15 protein-coding genes are annotated in these 18,482 nt (G+C 36.2%); 5 read left to right on the forward strand and 10 right to left on the reverse strand.

All coding sequences use genetic code 11. From position 1 onward, the window contains the following. Positions 1-16: 16 nt before the first annotated feature. From AC1Q8M_RS23040 to AC1Q8M_RS23055, 4 genes are all read right to left on the reverse strand, one after another. Positions 17-1,147, reverse strand: a complete 1,131-nt coding sequence (locus AC1Q8M_RS23040) for an acyl-CoA dehydrogenase (RefSeq protein ID WP_098360949.1) — start codon at positions 1,145-1,147, stop codon at positions 17-19. Positions 1,148-1,220: 73 nt separating this feature from the next. Continuing rightward, a complete protein-coding gene (locus AC1Q8M_RS23045) occupies positions 1,221-2,072 on the reverse strand; it encodes a 3-hydroxybutyryl-CoA dehydrogenase (RefSeq protein WP_000538874.1) in 852 nt (283 codons plus the stop codon). Between the two features lie 49 nt (positions 2,073-2,121). Next, the gene (locus tag AC1Q8M_RS23050) at positions 2,122-3,405 is read right to left on the reverse strand and encodes an acetyl-CoA C-acetyltransferase (RefSeq protein WP_141505369.1); all 1,284 of its coding nucleotides are present in this window, start codon (positions 3,403-3,405) and stop codon (positions 2,122-2,124) included. A 9-nt stretch (positions 3,406-3,414) separates the two neighbouring features. Further along, positions 3,415-5,526, reverse strand: coding sequence for a (Fe-S)-binding protein (locus AC1Q8M_RS23055; protein WP_001086772.1), 2,112 nt, complete (start codon positions 5,524-5,526; stop codon positions 3,415-3,417). Positions 5,527-5,823: 297 nt separating this feature from the next. Here AC1Q8M_RS23055 and cls point away from each other — a divergent pair, with 297 nt between their 5' ends. The 3 genes from cls (at position 5,824) to AC1Q8M_RS23070 (ending at position 10,808) form a co-directional block, all read left to right on the forward strand. Continuing rightward, complete coding sequence (gene cls / locus AC1Q8M_RS23060; RefSeq protein WP_000966415.1) at positions 5,824-7,017, forward strand: cardiolipin synthase; 1,194 nt, start codon at positions 5,824-5,826, stop codon at positions 7,015-7,017. A gap of 32 nt (positions 7,018-7,049) precedes the next feature. After that, positions 7,050-8,003, forward strand: a complete 954-nt coding sequence (gene uvsE / locus AC1Q8M_RS23065) for a UV DNA damage repair endonuclease UvsE (RefSeq protein ID WP_098855738.1) — start codon at positions 7,050-7,052, stop codon at positions 8,001-8,003. Positions 8,004-8,129: 126 nt separating this feature from the next. Beyond that, complete coding sequence (locus AC1Q8M_RS23070) at positions 8,130-10,808, forward strand: DUF4084 domain-containing protein (RefSeq protein WP_016513272.1); 2,679 nt, start codon at positions 8,130-8,132, stop codon at positions 10,806-10,808. A 16-nt stretch (positions 10,809-10,824) separates the two neighbouring features. On the opposite strand, the gene AC1Q8M_RS23075 is transcribed toward AC1Q8M_RS23070, so the two are convergent. Together AC1Q8M_RS23075 and plcR are read right to left on the reverse strand one after the other, a co-directional pair. After that, a complete protein-coding gene (locus AC1Q8M_RS23075) occupies positions 10,825-10,971 on the reverse strand; it encodes a quorum-sensing peptide PapR (RefSeq protein ID WP_000734730.1) in 147 nt (48 codons plus the stop codon). Positions 10,972-11,058: 87 nt separating this feature from the next. Next, the gene (gene plcR, locus AC1Q8M_RS23080) at positions 11,059-11,916 is read right to left on the reverse strand and encodes a transcriptional regulator PlcR (RefSeq protein WP_098365859.1); all 858 of its coding nucleotides are present in this window, start codon (positions 11,914-11,916) and stop codon (positions 11,059-11,061) included. Between the two features lie 168 nt (positions 11,917-12,084). On the opposite strand from plcR, the gene AC1Q8M_RS23085 reads away from it, so the two are divergent. Then, positions 12,085-13,836, forward strand: coding sequence for a M4 family metallopeptidase (locus tag AC1Q8M_RS23085; RefSeq protein ID WP_098365858.1), 1,752 nt, complete (start codon positions 12,085-12,087; stop codon positions 13,834-13,836). A 38-nt stretch (positions 13,837-13,874) separates the two neighbouring features. On the opposite strand, the gene AC1Q8M_RS23090 is transcribed toward AC1Q8M_RS23085, so the two are convergent. The 4 genes from AC1Q8M_RS23090 to AC1Q8M_RS23105 are packed head-to-tail and all read right to left on the reverse strand — an operon-like array spanning position 13,875 to position 17,238. After that, complete coding sequence (locus AC1Q8M_RS23090; protein WP_063549173.1) at positions 13,875-14,477, reverse strand: response regulator transcription factor; 603 nt, start codon at positions 14,475-14,477, stop codon at positions 13,875-13,877. Next, complete coding sequence (locus tag AC1Q8M_RS23095; RefSeq protein ID WP_061661111.1) at positions 14,474-15,604, reverse strand: sensor histidine kinase; 1,131 nt, start codon at positions 15,602-15,604, stop codon at positions 14,474-14,476. The genes AC1Q8M_RS23090 and AC1Q8M_RS23095 overlap by 4 nt, the downstream gene beginning before the upstream one ends. Further along, positions 15,605-16,339, reverse strand: coding sequence for an ABC transporter permease (locus AC1Q8M_RS23100; RefSeq protein ID WP_001202428.1), 735 nt, complete (start codon positions 16,337-16,339; stop codon positions 15,605-15,607). It lies immediately after the preceding gene. Next, a complete protein-coding gene (locus AC1Q8M_RS23105) occupies positions 16,336-17,238 on the reverse strand; it encodes an ABC transporter ATP-binding protein (protein ID WP_016513273.1) in 903 nt (300 codons plus the stop codon). Before AC1Q8M_RS23105 ends, AC1Q8M_RS23100 begins: the two co-directional genes overlap by 4 nt. A 157-nt stretch (positions 17,239-17,395) precedes the next feature. On the opposite strand from AC1Q8M_RS23105, the gene map reads away from it, so the two are divergent. Beyond that, the gene (gene map, locus AC1Q8M_RS23110; RefSeq protein WP_003313889.1) at positions 17,396-18,190 is read left to right on the forward strand and encodes a type I methionyl aminopeptidase; all 795 of its coding nucleotides are present in this window, start codon (positions 17,396-17,398) and stop codon (positions 18,188-18,190) included. Positions 18,191-18,482: the final 292 nt, after the last annotated feature.

Consider the following 18,482-nt stretch of genomic DNA (forward strand, 5'->3'; position numbering starts at 1 on the left):
TCTCCCCCTCGCCCTTTTATAAAGCACGGCTAATAACAAGTTTCTGTATTTCACTTGTTCCTTCATATATTTGCGTGATTTTCGCATCCCGGAAAAATCGTTCTACTGGATATTCTTTCGTATAACCGTAACCACCAAATACTTGCACCGCCTCAATCGCGACTTCAACCGCTGTCTTAGAAGCAAATAATTTCGCAATAGATGCTTCTTTACCGCATGGTAATCCTTGTGCCCTAAGAGACGCCGCTCTATATACGAGTAACCTTGCCGCTTCGACACTTGTTGCCATATCTGCAAGCTTGAAGCCAATCCCTTGCTGCGCCGCAATTGGTTTCCCAAATTGTTCTCGTTCTTTTGCATAATCAATCGCACATGCAAGCGCCGCTTCAGCAATTCCTAACGCCTGTGCACCGATTCCAATTCGCCCAACATCTAAATTCGCCATCGCCACCTTGAATCCTTGTCCTTCTTCCCCAAGTAAATTCTCCGCTGGTACTTTCATATCTTCAAAAGTAAGTTGTACTGTACGAGAACCAAGGAGCCCCATCTTATGTTCATCTTTTCCGATGATTAAACCAGGTGTATCTTTCTCTACTATAAATGCAGAAATACCACTTTTTCCTGCCTCTGGATTTGTAGAAGCGAATACAATGTATGTACTTGCTTCACCACCATTTGTAATAAACACTTTCGATCCATTAATAATATAATGATCGCCTTTTTTGACAGCTCTTGATTTCAAACTCCCTGCATCTGATCCTGCATTTGGCTCTGTTAAAGCAAATGCGCCTAAATATTCCCCGGTTGCAAGTTTAGAAACATATTTTTTCTTCTGTTCTTCTGTTCCGAAATATAAAATCGGATTCATTCCAACTGACGTATGTACAGCTAAAATTACACCAACTGTTGCACTTACCTTTGAGATTTCCTCAATGGCTAGAATATAAGAAATAAAATCCATTTCTGCCCCGCCGTATTTTGCAGGCGCTGGAATACCCATTAATCCAAGCTCACCCATCTTTTGCAAAATCTCTTTCGGGAACACCCCTTGTTCCATACTAGGAACAAAGGGAGCAATTTCCTTCTGTGCAAAATCCCGAACCATTTTCCTCATCATTTGCTGCTCTGCATTAAAACGAAAGTTCATATATTCCGCCTCCATTTGCTATATATCCTTTAAATAATTTGGTAAGACCACTATTTTGTAACAAAAGGGGAATTTATTCGTAAACGTAGAATCCACGACCTGTTTTACGCCCTAACCATCCTGCATTTACATACTTACGTAATAACGGACATGGGCGATATTTACTATCTCCTAATCCTTCATGCAACACTTCCATAATGTATAAACACGTATCTAAACCGATAAAATCAGCGAGTGTCAAAGGCCCCATCGGATGGTTCATACCAAGCTTCATGACCTCATCAATTGCTTCTTTCGTCGCTACACCTTCGTATAACGTATAAATTGCTTCGTTAATCATCGGTAGCAAAATGCGGTTTGATACAAAACCTGGGAAATCATTTACTTCAACTGGCACTTTCCCAATTTTTTTCGTAATATCTTCAATTGCTTCATATACTGCATCATCTGTAGCCAAACCACGAATAATCTCAACAAGCTTCATAACTGGAACTGGATTCATAAAGTGCATGCCGATTACTTTTTCCGGACGCTTCGTTACCGCTGCAATTTCTGTAATTGGCAGAGATGACGTATTTGTCGCTAAAATTGCGTGTTCTGGAGCAATTTCATCTAGATTCGCAAAGATTTTCTTTTTAATATCCATTTTCTCAACAGCTGCTTCAATAATAAGATCCGCTTCTTTCACACAATCTAAATCAAGCGTTACTGTAAGACGATTTAATGTCGCTTCCTTCTCTTCTTCCTTCATGCGTCCTTTTTCTACTTGGCGCGCTAAGTTTTTCGTAATGATAGCCAATCCTCTATCTAATTGCTCTTGTTTTAAATCTTGTACCTTCACGTCATATCCTGCCATTGCACATACTTGTGCAATTCCTGATCCCATTTGCCCTGCACCAATTACAACAATGTTTTGTACACCCATTTTTTCTTCCCCCTTAATTGTTAATAAATTTTATACCCTCGAACTTTAATTAGTGAACTTCAATCATCACTGCGTCCCCTTGACCGCCACCGCTACAAATCGATGCAATTCCAATTCCGCCGCCGCGCTGCTTAAGTGCATGGATTAGCGTAACGATAATGCGCGCTCCGCTTGCTCCAATTGGATGGCCCATCGCTACCGCGCCGCCATTTACATTCAATTTTTCTGGATCAATTCCTGCGATTTCTGTACTTGCAATTGCTACCGCTGCAAATGCTTCATTAATCTCGAATAAATCGATGTCTTCAATTGTCTTGCCTGTTTTTTCAAGCAATGCGTTAATTGCATAACCTGGCGTTCTTGGGAAATCTTTAGATTCCACTGCAATTGCTGTATGCGCCAAAATTGTAGCTAATGGCTTTCTTCCTTCTTGCTTCGCTCTGTCTTCGCTCATTAACACAAGTGCGGCACCACCATCGTTTAGTCCTGGCGCATTACCAGCTGTCACTGCCGCTGTCTTATCAAATACAGGTTTTAACTTTGCTAACTTTTCAATCGTTGTATCTTCACGTGGCGCCTCATCCTTTGCAACAACAATAGGATCGCCTTTTCTTTGCGGGATCGTTACTGGTACGATTTCCTCTTCAAAACGTCCTTCTTTATGCGCTGAAACCGCACGCTGATGGCTACGATATGCCCATTCATCTTGCGCTTCGCGAGAAATTCCATCTTCCTTCGCAACTTCTCCGCCATAAACACCCATGTGTGTACCTGAAAATGCGCATGTTAAACCGTCAGCAACGTTTAAATCAATAACTTCGTTGTTGCCCATTCTGTATCCCCATCTTGCTCCGCGTAAAATGTAAGGACTGTTACTCATCGACTCCATACCGCCAGCTACAATCAGTGATTGATCGCCAGTACGAATAATTTGATCCGCTAACGTAACCGCACGAAGTCCTGATGCACAAACTTTATTCACTGTTTCCGTCTGCACTTCCCAAGGGATTCCAGCAGCCCTTGCAGCTTGACGCGATGGAATTTGCCCCTGTCCCCCCTGAATAACCGTTCCAAATATAACTTCTTCAACATCACTAGCCGCAACATTTGCTCTTTCAAGCGCTGCTTTAATTGCAATTCCTCCAAGTTCCGTCGCTTTTACATCTTTTAAAGATCCTCCAAATTTTCCAACTGGTGTTCTTGCAGCACTTAAAATAACTGTTTTACTCATGTTTCTTTCCCCCATTTCTTTTTTTAACACTGAGCGCTCGCTCGGTATCCCTACGTTGAGAAGAGGTGCAATCATTGCACCTCTTTCTAAAGTTGTATACATTCTTATAAACTACATCGCTTCTTTTTTCTGTCCGATAACAGATCGTTCTAAAATCTCTGTCACATCAAGAGTTTGAACTTTCTCTTCTACCTCTTTCGCTTTCGTTCCATCACTGATCATCGTTAAGCAATATGGACAACCTGTACCGATAATGGATGGCTGTACAGCTAATGCTTGTTCTGTACGAGCAACGTTAATACGAGAACCTGTTGTTTCTTCCATCCACATTAAGCCACCACCTGCGCCACAGCACATTCCAGTTTCACGGTTACGTGCCATTTCTACAAGATTCACTCCAGGAATCGCTTTCAAAATATCACGTGGCGCTTCGTACACTTCGTTGTATCTTCCTAAATAACAGGAATCATGGTACGTAACTGTTTCTTCAATAGCGTGAACAGGCTTTAAGCGTCCTTCTTTCACCCACTGAGCTAACAATTCTGTATGATGATAGACTTCTGCTTGCAAGCCAAAGTCCGGATACTCATTTTTAAATGTGTTATAAGCATGAGGATCAATCGTAACGATTTTCTTCACTCCTGCCTTTTCAAATTCTTCGATATTCTTTGTCGCCATCTCTTGGAATACAAATTCATTTCCAAGGCGGCGTGGTGTATCTCCAGAATTCTTTTCTTTATTACCGAGAATTGCGAATGAAATGCCTGCTTCGTTCATTAACTTCGCAAACGATATCGCAATCTTCTGACTACGATTGTCGTATGATCCCATTGAACCAACCCAGAATAAATACTCGAATTCCTCCCCAGCTTTTGATTTTTCTTTTACAGTTGGAACTGTTACTTCGTCATCACCTTGGCGCCATGTTTCACGCTCTTTACGGTTCAGACCCCACGGATTCCCTTGACGCTCGATATTTGTCATCGCGCGTTGTGCTTCCGCGTCCATTTTTCCTTCTGTTAAAACGAGATATCGACGTAAATCAATAATTTTGTCAACATGCTCATTCATAACTGGACATTGATCTTCACAGTTACGACACGTTGTACATGCCCAAATCTCTTCTTCTGTAATAACATCTCCGATTAAACTCGGATCGTAAGCGAGAGTTGTAGCCGCTGATTCTTGTTGTCCTTTTCCAGCCGCCATCATCGCTAACTGATTTCCTTGTGTATTATTGAAGGCAACTACTGGAACCCACGGTGCTTTTGATGTTACCGCAGCTCCTTTATCAGTTAAATGATCACGAAGTTTTAAAATTAAGTCCATCGGCGATAACATTTTTCCTGTTCCTGTTGCCGGACACATATTTGTACAACGACCACACTCTACACAAGCGTATAAGTCAATAAGTTGATTTTGTCTAAAGTCTTCAATTTTACCAACACCAAATGTTTCTTGCGTTTCATCTTCAAAATCAATCTTTTCAAGCTTCCCTGGGTTTGAAAGACGACCGAAGAATACATTAGCTGGTCCCGCAATTAAATGCGCATGTTTTGATTGTGGAACATAGACTAAAAACGTTAACAAAATTAGTAAATGCACCCACCAAGAAAAATAGAACACTGAAATTGCTACGGTTTCATTTATCCCGCTAAAAACGTAAGCGATTGCAGAAGCGATTGGTTCACTCCATGAAAGCTCCTCGCCATGCCATATAAGTCCCATACCGTTACCAAGTAGCACAGAAATCATTAAGCCACCGATAAAGATAAGAACAAGACCTGATTTGAAGTTACGTTTTAAACGAACAAGCTTTTCTACATAACGTCTATGAAAAGCCCAAAATACTGCAATTAAAATAACAAGTGTGACAATTTCCTGGAAGAATGTAAATGCAGGGTATAGTGGTCCAAGTGGAAGATGTGATCCTGGTGCGAGTCCTTTCCAAACGAAGTCAATTGCTCCAAATTGGACAAGAATAAATCCGTAAAAGAACATAACGTGAATGATGCCGCTTTTCTTATCTTTCAGCAGCTTTTTCTGACCGAAAACATTGACCTTAAGGAGATCCCAACGCTCTTTAAAACGACGGTCAAATTCAATTTTTTTTCCTAATTGTATGTAGGCCATTCTCGTCCGTATAAGATATACAAACAAATATCCTGCATAAGCAATAACAGCAATGGCAGCCAGCCAATTAATGATCAGTAAGCTATTCATTTTTATGCTACCCCTCTCTTTGTAAGCCCTCTTTCTTTTTTGAATCTTCAAAAATATATAATTTTCTGAATTATATCCCCTATCCCCATTATATAATGAGTGAGCATTCAGTCAACAGTTTTTTGTTATAGAACAACACATTTTTTCATAAAGCTGTTTATTTCGGTGAAACTATAAAGTGAAACTTTAATCAGTGCAACATACTATCCTCTAATGAAATTTATAATAACAGCCGTACTACCCATATCATTTGTAACACACTGAAGGTGAAAAGAATGCAAAGGAGGGAATTCACTGATGCTCTACTTATCTCTTTTGTTAATATCCGTTGCTCTTTGGATTACAATTGACCTTTCATACGGGCGACTTCTTCATTTAAAACGAGTAAGCTCTCGCACTTTCCCTTTACGTCAAAGTGATTTTCACCTTTATACATACGGGAAAGATTTATATGACGCTTTATTTACTGATATAAAACAAGCACAGCATCACATTCATATTTTATTCTTCATTGTAAAAAATGATAAAATCAGTCGTGAATTTTTAAAATTGCTGATTGATAAGGCTCAGGAAGGAATTGAAGTACGACTTTTACTTGATCGATTTGGCAGCCATTCTTTATCAAACGAAGCTATTCGCTCCCTGCAAAAACATGGTATATCTTTTTCATTTTGTCATAAGGTAAAATTTCCTCTGCCTTTCTTTTCTGCTAATCAAAGAAATCATAGAAAAATTACAGTGATTGATGGGAAAACCGGCTATATCGGGGGATTTAATATTGGCGAAGAGTATCTAGGGCATAATGAACACTTAGGATTATGGCGAGACTATCATTTACGTCTTACAGGAGAAGGGGTTCAAGATTTACAAAAGCAATTTTTGCATGATTGGTTTGATGATACGAAACAGAATTTATTGGATGCTTCTCTTTATTTTCCAAAACAACAACCAGGTACCATCCTGCATCAATTTATTCCGACTGATGGTGCTTATTTACAGCATACTTTTTTACATTTAATTAACGCGGCAAAAAAAGAAATCTGTATCGGTACACCATATTTCATTCCTGGAAAAAAAATTATGAATGCCTTATTAAAAGCAAGAGAAAGAGGGGTTCAAATCACAATTCTTGTTCCAGAAAAAGCTGATCACCCTCTCGTTCGGGAAGCAAAATTCCCGTACTGCCGAAAATTAATACAGGCTGGTTGCAATATTTATGCATTTCAACAAGGGTTTTTTCACGCCAAAATTATTATAGTGGACGATAATATTTGTGATATCGGAACGGCAAACTTTGATATGAGAAGTTTATATATTAATCATGAAATAAACTGCCTGTTATATAATAAACATTTCATTCAAACAGTAAAAAATAAATTCCATGAAGATCTAGAGAATGCATCCGTACTTTCCTATAGCGATGTAAACCCGCCTTCTCTTATCGATAGAGGAAAGGAATGGATTGGAACAATGTTTGCTTTCTTTTTATAGGAAAGACAATGAATAAAAGAGGTGTATCTCATATGATTATACGGTTTGGATATGTCTCACATGCAATGGCACTCTGGGACTGTTCTCCTGCCAAAACAATGACGTTTACAAGCTTTAAGAAACTTAGCAAGCAAGAACGAGAAGACAAACTGTATCATGTTATAAGGCAAAATTTAGAGCACACAATACGTATCCTACATTACAATATAGCGCATGAAATCCCACTATATCGCCTATCGTCTTCAATCGTCCCACTTGCAACACATCCCGAAGTCGAGTTTGACTATATTGAGGTATTCACACCACTTTGGCGTAAAATAGGAGCTTTAATTAAAGAACACAATTTACGAATAAGTTTTCATCCAAATCAATTTACGCTATTTACAAGCGACAAGCCACATATTACTACTAACGCTATTACGGATATGACTTATCATTATAAAGTATTAGATGCTATAGGCATTGCAGATTCCTCTTACATTAATATTCATGTAGGTGGAGCCTATGGAAATAAAGAAAAGGCAATTGAGCGCTTCCATGAAAACATAAAAAAACTTCCTGCACATATAAAAAAACAAATGACTCTTGAAAACGATGATAAAACATATACAACTTCTGAAACTTTATCAATTTGCCAAAAAGAAAATATCCCATTTGTATTTGATTATCATCATCATATGGCCAATCTTTGCGAGGAACCACTAGAAGAGTTGCTTCCTGCAATTTTTGAAACTTGGTCACATACAAATATCTCTCCTAAAGTTCACATTTCCTCTCCGAGATCGGAAAAAGAATTTAGGGCTCATGCTGAATATATCGATTTAGAGTTTATCAAGCCCTTCTTACACATTGCCAAAAAAAACAATCATAATTTCGATATTATGATTGAAAGTAAACAAAAAGACTTAGCACTATTCCAATTAATAGATGAACTTTCTGCTATAAGAGGAATTAAAAGAATAGGTGGTGCAAAGTTACAGTGGTAAATTGTAACTTTGCACCATTATTTCAAAAAAGTAATTTTTATAGTAAAAAATATTCTATTTTATATGCTATTATTTAAATTAGCATTTTCTCCCCGAGATTCAACTTTATTGAAACGGAGTCATAATATGATTAATCAAAAAAAGTATATACAATCTGTCATAATATACATATTTATATTTGCTCTTTGGATATTCCTTATACCAAATGAGTCGAATATAAAAGAAATCGGGATTCTTTTCTTATTCTGTTTCGCTGCACTTTTTTCTTGCTATTGCTTATGTAAAGCGATTAGAAAAATGACGCATGGTGATAAATTATTTTGGATTTTATTATTATGTACTTGTCTATGCGGGTTAGCTATGGAAATAACTTTATTTCTTCCTTCACTTTCTATTCATAAGCAAGTTATATTCTCATATAAAGCATTACCTTTTTTTATCATACAATATGTTTTACTCTTTGTTGGATTTGCTATAAAGTTTATAAAAATTTACTCTATTAAGGGTCTTGCTCAATTTTCATTCGATAGCATCTTTATTGTTATTATGAACATTTATTTCACTTTAACTTTTATCTTGGACCTTTCAAGCTTCCGTATGTTAACAAAGGAAACTTGGATTTTAATTGGCTATTTTATTGCACAATCATTAGTAATTTACGCCGTTATTAGTCTTTATAGAAGAGAACAATATTCTTCTAGTAGAATCGCATTAATTATCGGTTTCACTATTATACTCGTATACGGTTACATTCATCTGTTTCAATTAAATTTTGGGATGAAAACTTCTCCTGAATTTAATTATTTAATACACACTGCTTCTATTTTATTAATTGGACTTTCTTCCATACTATATATCTTGGATAAACCAATGCAACATGAAACGAAAGCAAAATATTATCGATTCGATTATGTACGTTTTATACTACCTTATTTTAGTATAATTATTACTTTTTCCTTTATTATCATTCAACCTTGGGATGATAAATTTATGTTAATTGGTCTCGTATTATCACTTATTTTGTTATTCTTGCGGCAACTTTACATGTGGAAAGATAATCAAGCACTAATCCTTACATATGAACAGTTGACTACACAACTAGAGGATGAAGTTGAAGAAGGTGCATTTGCATTATCAAAAAGTGAACAACGCTATAAGTCTTTATTCGAAGATCATCCCGATGCCGTTTTCTCTTTAAATATGAATGGCATTTTTCAACAATCTAATAAGGCATGCGAAAGCTTATTTACTGCCTATTATTGTGAAGTAGCAAGCTATTCTCTGGTACACTTCATTGATTCAAAAGACCACGAACTACTAAAGAAGGCTTTACAAATTACAAAGGAAGGTAGGCCACAAACGTTAGAAGTTCGTACAAAAGAACAAGAAGGCTATTATTATTATCTTCATATTACACTTATCCCTACTTTTATAAACAAAGAAGTGGTCGGAATGTTTGGGATAGCGCGTGATATTACAACTTTATATGAAAAACAAAAACAAGTAGAGCATTTAGCCTTTCACGATGCACTTACTGGATTACCAAATCGCCGAAAGTTCGAAAAAGATTTAAAAGCCATTTTAAATACAGCCCAAACTAACGCAAATGATGTTGCCGTCATATTCCTTGATTTAGATCGATTTAAAAAAATTAACGATAGACTTGGTCATGACGTCGGAGATTTATTATTAATTGAAGTAGCAAAAAGATTACGCGGTTGCTTGCGTTCAAAAGATATCGTCGCTCGCCAAGGTGGAGATGAGTTTACAATTCTATTACCAGAAATGTACTCAGAAAAAAGTGCAATTTTTATAGCTGAACAGATTTTAACTATTTTAAACAAACCATTCTTCATTCAAGGCGAAGAACTCTCTATTACACCAAGTATCGGAATTGCGATGTACCCTGATTATGGAACTAATGTAAATGAGTTAATGAAAAATGCTGATATGGCTATGTACCGTGCGAAAGCAAATGGAAAAAACAGATTTGTTTTCTTCTCAAAAGAAATGAGTATCGCTCAAAATGAAATTCAATTCTTAGAAGGTGAACTTTCAAAAGCATTACAACAAAATGAATTTTTCCTTGAATACCAGCCACAAGTAAGCACAAAAACAAAACAAATTATCGGTTTTGAAGCATTAATACGTTGGAAGCATCCAAAACTCGGTATCGTATCTCCTGCCCAATTTATCCCTCTAGCAGAGGAAACTGGTTTTATTATTGAACTTGGCAATTGGATTTTACGTACTGCCTGCTTAGAGGCAAAAAGATGGCATAATCAAGGTTTTTCTCACTTAAAAGTTGGTGTAAATTTATCTGTTGTTCAATTTAACCATGCAGATTTAATCCCAACTATTTCAAAGGTGTTGGAAGAAACAGAACTGAAACCAGAAGCACTAGATATTGAAATTACGGAAAGCATCGCAATTAATCAAAATCAATCTGTAGTTGCAAAACTAGAACAACTTCAAAATCTCGGTATTCAAATTTCAATCGACGACTTTGGAACTGGTTATAGTTCTTTAGCTTATTTAACAAAATACCCAATCAACACATTAAAAATCGCTCGAGAGTTTATTTGTGGAATTACAACTAGTCCTTTAGAAGAAGCAATTGTCTCTTCCATTATTACACTATCAAAAGAACTAAATTTAAAAGTGATTGCAGAAGGTGTAGAAACAGCAGAAGAATGGGAATTTTTACATAAACAAAATTGTGATCACATTCAAGGATTCTTTATTAGCAAACCTGTTTCTAGTAAAGACGTTTGGATGTTACTCCATAAAAAAACAACCGCCTAAGTAAGACGGTTGTTTTTTAATATTCAAAAGGTAAATCTTTAGCTAATTGTACCTCTTGATCGTTATGAGAAATTATATGGCTTTTCTCTAATGCCGTATCGCCTAATGAAATACCCCATGCCATCGCTAACGTTAATAAACTACCAATAAGTAATTTCTTCATATTCCATCACCCACATTTTTTATTTTAATATATCATGAAAATTTATCCCTATTATATGCAATTATGCATACCCATTTTTTAGGATATTTATCTACTGATTTTATTTACGAGCGCTTCTTTATATGCATGCATTTCTAATATATCAAAAAAGAAACTTGCCTTTTTATATGCATCTTCAACCTCTGCCTCATCGTACTCCAACCTCCCTAGGCATTCACCTCTTTGATAATATAGCTGTCCAATTAATGCCATACTATTAATTCGGCATGATATTTCAATCGCTTTATTTACTTGATAAAGTGACTCTTCATATTGATTATCTAAATATAATGCTTTTGCATGATTATATCTTACCTTCACTTCAAATTCTTCATTATCATGCAATACATCTAATTGTTTTAATATATCTTCAAATAACTCAATACTCTTCTTAAAATAGCTATTTTCAGCATAAATATTTGCAATCGCATTTTCTATATAAAGATTTTGGTATACGTCTATTCCAGCTAACTGTTGATTTAACAATTTTTTCAATTCTAAAATACAATATTCGTAATCGATTTTCTTTAATATGTAAGCTGCTACATGATATTGCCATTGAAGAAACTGCTGAAATTCAGGATGATATTCTTCCTTTTTCAGCTCATTCCATACTTTATTATAAATTTCTTTATATCTTTTTTGCTTACAAAGCATAATGATTTGATCTTTAAACTGTTTTTTTCTTTCAATATCAGAATAAATGAGTACCTCATAAAAATGAATAATGGGAACTTGTAATTTTGCTGCGATACCTTGCAATATATCCATACTTGGGTATACCGCGCCCGATTCAATTCGACTTACTTCCGATTGATGACATATGTTCTCGGATAACTGTTTCTGTGTTAATCCTCTCATCACCCTAATTTTCTTAATTTCACTTCCTAATTTTTCTGCGTGCATACTTACTCACCATCCCATTAGAACAATCTAATTTTTTGAGTTGTCATACCACTACAATAATGTGAATTCGACAATTTTTGATATGAAATAATGCATAATATATATAAAATTCGGCAAATTTTTCATACAATTCATCTCACATACAATAATAGATTAGGAGTGTTATAGATGAATTATAGAAAACTTGCTAGTGCTTTCGTTACATTCGGTCTTCTTTGCCCTTTATCAACAGAAGCTATTCATGCTCAAGAATTAGACAAAGGTGCAGTCAAAGTTGAAATTGCTCAGCCTGGTTTAACAATCGGTAAATTAACACAACCTCAAAATGATACGAAAGAAAATATTGCTAAAAAGTATTTAAAAGGTGAGGTAAATGGGGCGAAAGCTCAACAAGAACAAGTCACTACTGAAAAAAATGTAGATTTCCAACCTACAAATAAAGAAACCAAAGAAAATCAAACCGAAGTTCGCCTTGCACAAACATATAAAAACTATAAAGTATATGGCCAAGATCTCATTGTAAAAGTAGATAAAAATGGAGTAATCACAACTGTTAGTGGTAAAGTTGTTCAAAATTTGAATCAACAACCTAATCTTACTATAACAAATTTTTTGTCGAAAAATGAAGTAAAATCTAAATTACGCGATATAGTTCAAATTCCAAGTGATGCAGTTGAGACAGAATTCTCTAGCGAAACCGTTGTTTATAAGAAAAAAGATGGCTATTATACATTCGCAACTGTTATTACATTTACTTATGAAAACAATGAACAAATTATAAACGGCAATGCTATAGTTGATTTAAAAACTGGCGAAGTACTTTTCCAAGAAAAATTCATTAAAAACAAAGAGAATAAGACTATAAATCAAGTAACATCACCTAGATTATCCCCCGCAAGTGAGCAAGGAACTGGGAAAAATGCACTTCAAGAAAACATCTCTTTCAATATTGCCAAAGGAACTGATGGAAAATTTTATTTAGCCGATTTATCACGCGGAAATGGTATTTATATTTATAATGCAAACTACGCCGATTCCCTCGGGGGATATAGTCAAGCTGGTTATCCAGGGACACTAATTTCAAGTAGTACTCCTAATTTTGCAGATAAAGAAGCCGCGGGCGCTATGAAGAACATGAGTGATATTTATGATTACTTTAAGAAAGAACATAATCTAAAAAGTTACGACAATAAAGATTCAAAAGTTGTTGCTAGTGTACACGGTTTTGATTCTACTGAAGTTAGTGATGGTTTAAAAGAAGACTATGTAAATGCATTTTGGCATCCTGCTTGGAACCAAATGGTATTTGGTGATGGTTTAGACGGAAAACTAACATCAGCTCTTGATGTAACAGCTCATGAATTTGGACATGCTGTATTCAGTGGCACGACGAAAAATAAAGTCGTGAGATATCCAAGCGCTGAAACATCTGCACTAAACGAGGGATTAGCAGATTTCTGGGGTACACAAATCGAATATTACGTAAAGAAAGATAAAGGAAATTGGATTATGGGCGATACATTAGGTGGCCTAACAATTCGTGATATCCCAAGGGAAATTGGTGACGGCGGCCATAAACTATATACAAATTTACAAGATTTCTATAACGATGGTAATAATCAAGAATCACACGTAAATTCTGGTATTATCAGTCACGTATTATATCAATTAGCTGAAGGTAAAACATATAACGGTGTTGCTGTTCAAAAGCAAGGAAATGAAAAAGTAAGTAAAGTTGTTATGCGTACATTGCAAAATTATGCAACTTCCGCTGAAGACTTTGAATCACTTCAATCTCATATTGTACAAGCTGCAAAAGATTTATATGGCACTGCCGTATCAAATGAATTTGCAAAGGCATTTGAAGCACACGGTTACAAACCGTTACAAAAAATAAATAAAGTAATAGCGGTACAATAATAAAAAAAGAAGTTTACCAATCATAGGTAAACTTCTTTTCATATCCAACCCTTTTCTTCCGCAATTGTAATTGCTTCAATTCTATTTTTCGCATCGAGCTTCGTTAATACTTCAGAAATATAATTACGCACTGTACCCGGTGAAAGATAAAGTGCCTTCGCAATTTCGTTTGCCGTCTTTCCTTCTTTCGCAAGCAACAATACTTCCTTTTCGCGATCTGACAACGGATTTTGCTCCTGCCATAGGCCGAACATTAAATCTTGGGAGACCTCTCGTTTCCCCTTCATTACATTACGAATTGCTGCTGCTAAATCTTCACTTGGGCTATCCTTTAACAAATAGCCGTGCACACCAGCTTTCATTGCTCTTTCAAAATATCCCGGCCGTGCAAATGTTGTTAAAATTATTACTTTACATAATGATTTTTCTTTCTTTAACGCTTCAGCAACATCTAATCCACTTTGAATCGGCATTTCAATATCCATAATACTTATATCCGGTTTTAACGATTCAATTAATTTTAGTGCCTCTTCCCCGTTTGCCGCTTGCCCAATTACTTCGATATCATCTTCTAGATCAAGTAGGGCCCCTAATGCACCACGAAGCATCCGTTGATCTTCTGCAATAATAATTCGAATCATGCCCTCACCTCATCTTTTCCTGTTCTAATAACAACTGGAACTTTTACTGTTAACAACGTCCCTGGATTGATTGTACCTAGTTCAACAAATCCATCAATAAGAGCAATTCGTTCTTTCATGCCACGGATACCATTTCCATCATGATTTTGATCTGTTAAACCGATTCCGTTATCTTCTACTTTCAAAATCAGCTCACCTTGCGATTCTAATACAGAAACTGCGCATCGCGTTGCCTTACTATGTTTTACAACATTTGTAACAGCCTCACGTAAACACATCCCGACAATATTTTGTTCAATTGGTGATAACGAGCTCGATCTTGCTTCTTGCCTCACTTCTAATTCAATATTAGCTGCTTGTAAGATCGCTTTTATTTGCTCTAGCTCTTCTTCTACCGTAATCATACGCATATCAGAAATTAATTCTCTCAGCTGTTTTAAGGCTGTACGAGACGTTTGTGTAATTTCCTTCGCTTCCACACTTGCACGCTCCGGATTTTTCACAATTAACTTCTCTACAAGCTGGCTTTTCAAAGTAATAAGAGATAACGTATGTCCTAATGTGTCATGAAGATCTCTTGCAATCCGCTGCCGTTCTTCACGTTTTACTAAGTCTTTAATTTGCTCGTTTGCTTCATTCAGTTGGTTCTTTAACATCTTTTTCTGATTAAAATTGCGCATACCAAATGGCGTAAGAAGCATTAAAATAAACATCGGAACGATATTTACTAAACTTGTAGTTGTTAGTTGATTCATATTTACAAATAAAAATGCTCCAAGCATGATAACTAACGAACATAACAGCACTCGAAATACTTTCTTATTTGGCGCAAATCCCATCGCACTTGCTGTGAAAAAGCCAAAAAATATCATAAAAGGATTATAAAATAAAGCAAATAAAAAGATGAGTACCATTTGAATACACGCCCAAAAAACAAACGTCCTCTGAACAAAATAAAGCTGACGGTATGTGACGATAAAAATTATCAACATACCGCTTCCTATTACAAGCTTCCATCCTGATGCCTGCGCTAAGTGATAAATTGGAAATAATAGATAAACAAACCACATATACGGGAAGAATCCCATATGTTTCGGAAAAATCTCAATCCTCTTCTTCTCTATCATTTATACCGCTTCCTGTCTTTTTCTTATATATATTGATACTACAACAAATATAAGGAAATAACCTCCTAATACCGCGATATTTTCCCATCCAATTGATTTTCCAGCTACAATATCCCACGCACCGCTTCCGAAGTGGTATGTTGGTGTCCATTCACCAATTGTTCTTAATATTTTTGGGAATACTTCAATCGGCATCCATAACCCACCAACTATAGCTAAACTCATATTTAAGATATTTGCTAAGCCAGCAGCTGCGTCCGCCTTCTTAATGGAACCTATTACTGTTCCTAATGCTAAAAATGGTGTTACCCCTAACAATAACCATAACCCCGCACCAATCCATTGCCCTACCGTTAACTCAACATGATTAATCAATATCCCTGCTATAAAAATAACTAAGATTGAAAAAGCATTCACCACTGTTTGGGCAATAATTTTAGCAGTTATATACGCACCCTCTGGAAGTGGTGTGATTTTCAAAAGATGTGTCCATCCTTGCCCTCTTTCCTGAGAAAGTCTCACACCGAAACTAAAGAGTGCAGTCCCTACAATACTGAAAGTTGCCATCGAAATTAAATAGTGTGCTTTCCACGCATCTCCGTTTTGTGGTACTTGAACAACATTTGTAAAAATGTAGTAAAACATAACAGGCATTAATAATGAGAAAAAGATAAATAATTTATTGCGGAATGTACGTAAAATTTCTATTTTGCATTGCATCCATAATGCTCTCATGCGATTTCCTCCTTCTGATTTGCGACAAACTGTTCAAATGCTTCATCAAGGCTTCCACGTTCAACTGAAACATCTATTACAGGTAAATTCCTTTGATAAATGGCTTTTAAAGTTGCATCCGTATCCTCCGTTGTTAAAATGAAGCGTCCTTCGTTTGACTTTACTTCTGTTACATTTGGTAATTCCTTTAGTAACTTTGTAGGAATGCTTTCCTTCGAGTAAAATGTGATTGTTTTTCGCGAAATCGTTGCTTTCATTTCGTCTGGTGTACCATCTGCGATAATCTTTCCATTCGCAAATAATAAGATACGATTCGCTAAAGCATCTGCTTCTTCTAAATAATGCGTCGTTAAAATAATCGTTTTCCCTTCACTTGCTAACTTTCGAATCGTTTCCCAAAACGTTCTTCGAGACGTAATATCCATTCCGACTGTCGGCTCATCTAAAAATAACAAATCTGGATTTCCCGCAAGTGCAAGCGCAAAGTTTAACCTTCTTTTTTGCCCACCTGATAACTTCTCACATCTTTGCTTTCGCTCTGATTCTAAATTTGATAACTGCAGTAACGTTTCTTTCGCTATAGGATTCGTATAATAACTACGGAATAACTCAATTGCCTCTTCCACCGTAATACTATCAATGACACTTACTTCTTGCAGCATCGCACCGAGGCTATTACGAACATCTCTATGCTTTGGACTCTTTCCAAATATAAAGACCTTACCTTCTGTTGGGTCCTTTAATCCAAGCATCATCGACATCGTCGTTGTTTTCCCCGCACCATTCGGACCAAGTAACGCTACTATTTCCCCTTTATTTACATGAAATGAAACATTATTTACTGCGTTTTTATGTTTAAATGTTTTAGAAACACCATTTACTTCAATAATCTTTTCCATCTCTCCACCCCCGCTGTTTCTTATATTTACATTGTATTACTTGGAAAACTTAGGAAACAGTATGATGCGTCATGACATCGATATGACAATTGTCATGTATTCTTTATGAGAGGAATCAACCCGCATACCGCAAGCGAGTAGCAGGACGAAAATAAACATGATACAATCGGATAAGATATATATTCGAGGAAGGACAGTGGTTTTCATGATTATTCGTAATGAACAAGATTTAGAAGGCTTACGAAAAATCGGCCGCATCGTTGCGCTTGCACGTGAAGAAATGAAAAAACAAGCGAAGCCAGGTATGACAACGAAAGAGCTTGATTTGATCGGTAAAAAAGTATTAGATGAGCATGGTGCTATTTCTGCACCTGAAAAAGAATATGATTTCCCAGGTGTAACTTGCATTAGTGTAAATGAGGAAGTTGCTCATGGTATTCCAGGAGATCGCGTATTAAAAGAAGGCGACTTAGTAAACGTCGATGTATCTGCTGCACTTGATGGCTATTATGCAGATACAGGTATCTCATTTGTTCTTGGAGAAGACGAAGCAAAAGAAAAGCTTTGCCAAGCAGCAGTTGATGCATTTTGGGCAGCAATGAAAAAGGTTAGAGCTGGCTCAAAACAAAATCAAATTGGTCGTGCTGTTTCAAACTTCGCACATAAAAGTGGATACAATGTTATTCAAAACTTAACTGGTCACGGCATTGGTCTTAGCTTACATGAAGCACCAAATCACATTTTAAGTTACTATGATCCAATGGATAATGCGCTTCTAAAAGACGGTCTTGTTATCGCTGTAGAACCGTTCATCTCTATGAAAGCTGATCATATTATTGAACGTGGTGACGACGGCTGGACATTCGTTACACCTGATAAAAGTCTTGTTGCACAATGTGAACATACCGTTGTCGTAACGCGCGGCGAACCAATAATTTTAACAGAAATCTAATACCAAAAACGGCTGTTTTGTAGATTTATTCCACATAAAACAGCCGTTTTTATTTTTGGGAAAATATGTGAACTACTGTTGAACTCTTTATCATTTAAGTATATAATCTTTAGCGGAGGTTACTTAAGCTTATCTTTACTAAAAAGATATTGTAACTAAGGAGTAAAACACCTTCTTTCTTATTGTTTAAACAGTCTCAAAAATGACCGTAGTAACGTGTTAGTCGAATATTCTGTAATTCTTATATTCCTCTAACAATGTAAGAAACTATCATCTTTCAACTTCGGTCCAC

It is taken from the genome of Bacillus sp. GW823-FHT06A10, from assembly GCF_058795375.1.

Coding starts and splice junctions, on each gene's coding strand:
- AC1Q8M_RS23070 (WP_016513272.1), top strand. CDS start 8,130: ATGATTAATCAAAAAAAGTATATACAATCTGTCATAATATACATATTT.
- AC1Q8M_RS23090 (WP_063549173.1), bottom strand. CDS start 14,477: ATGATTCGAATTATTATTGCAGAAGATCAACGGATGCTTCGTGGTGCA.
- map (WP_003313889.1), top strand. CDS start 17,396: ATGATACAATCGGATAAGATATATATTCGAGGAAGGACAGTGGTTTTC.
- AC1Q8M_RS23075 (WP_000734730.1), bottom strand. CDS start 10,971: ATGAAGAAATTACTTATTGGTAGTTTATTAACGTTAGCGATGGCATGG.
- plcR (WP_098365859.1), bottom strand. CDS start 11,916: ATGCACGCAGAAAAATTAGGAAGTGAAATTAAGAAAATTAGGGTGATG.
- AC1Q8M_RS23095 (WP_061661111.1), bottom strand. CDS start 15,604: ATGATAGAGAAGAAGAGGATTGAGATTTTTCCGAAACATATGGGATTC.
- uvsE (WP_098855738.1), top strand. CDS start 7,050: ATGATTATACGGTTTGGATATGTCTCACATGCAATGGCACTCTGGGAC.
- AC1Q8M_RS23105 (WP_016513273.1), bottom strand. CDS start 17,238: ATGGAAAAGATTATTGAAGTAAATGGTGTTTCTAAAACATTTAAACAT.
- AC1Q8M_RS23055 (WP_001086772.1), bottom strand. CDS start 5,526: ATGAATAGCTTACTGATCATTAATTGGCTGGCTGCCATTGCTGTTATT.
- cls (WP_000966415.1), top strand. CDS start 5,824: ATGCTCTACTTATCTCTTTTGTTAATATCCGTTGCTCTTTGGATTACA.
- AC1Q8M_RS23050 (WP_141505369.1), bottom strand. CDS start 3,405: ATGTATACAACTTTAGAAAGAGGTGCAATGATTGCACCTCTTCTCAAC.
- AC1Q8M_RS23100 (WP_001202428.1), bottom strand. CDS start 16,339: ATGAGAGCATTATGGATGCAATGCAAAATAGAAATTTTACGTACATTC.
- AC1Q8M_RS23085 (WP_098365858.1), top strand. CDS start 12,085: ATGAATTATAGAAAACTTGCTAGTGCTTTCGTTACATTCGGTCTTCTT.
- AC1Q8M_RS23045 (WP_000538874.1), bottom strand. CDS start 2,072: ATGGGTGTACAAAACATTGTTGTAATTGGTGCAGGGCAAATGGGATCA.
- AC1Q8M_RS23040 (WP_098360949.1), bottom strand. CDS start 1,147: ATGAACTTTCGTTTTAATGCAGAGCAGCAAATGATGAGGAAAATGGTT.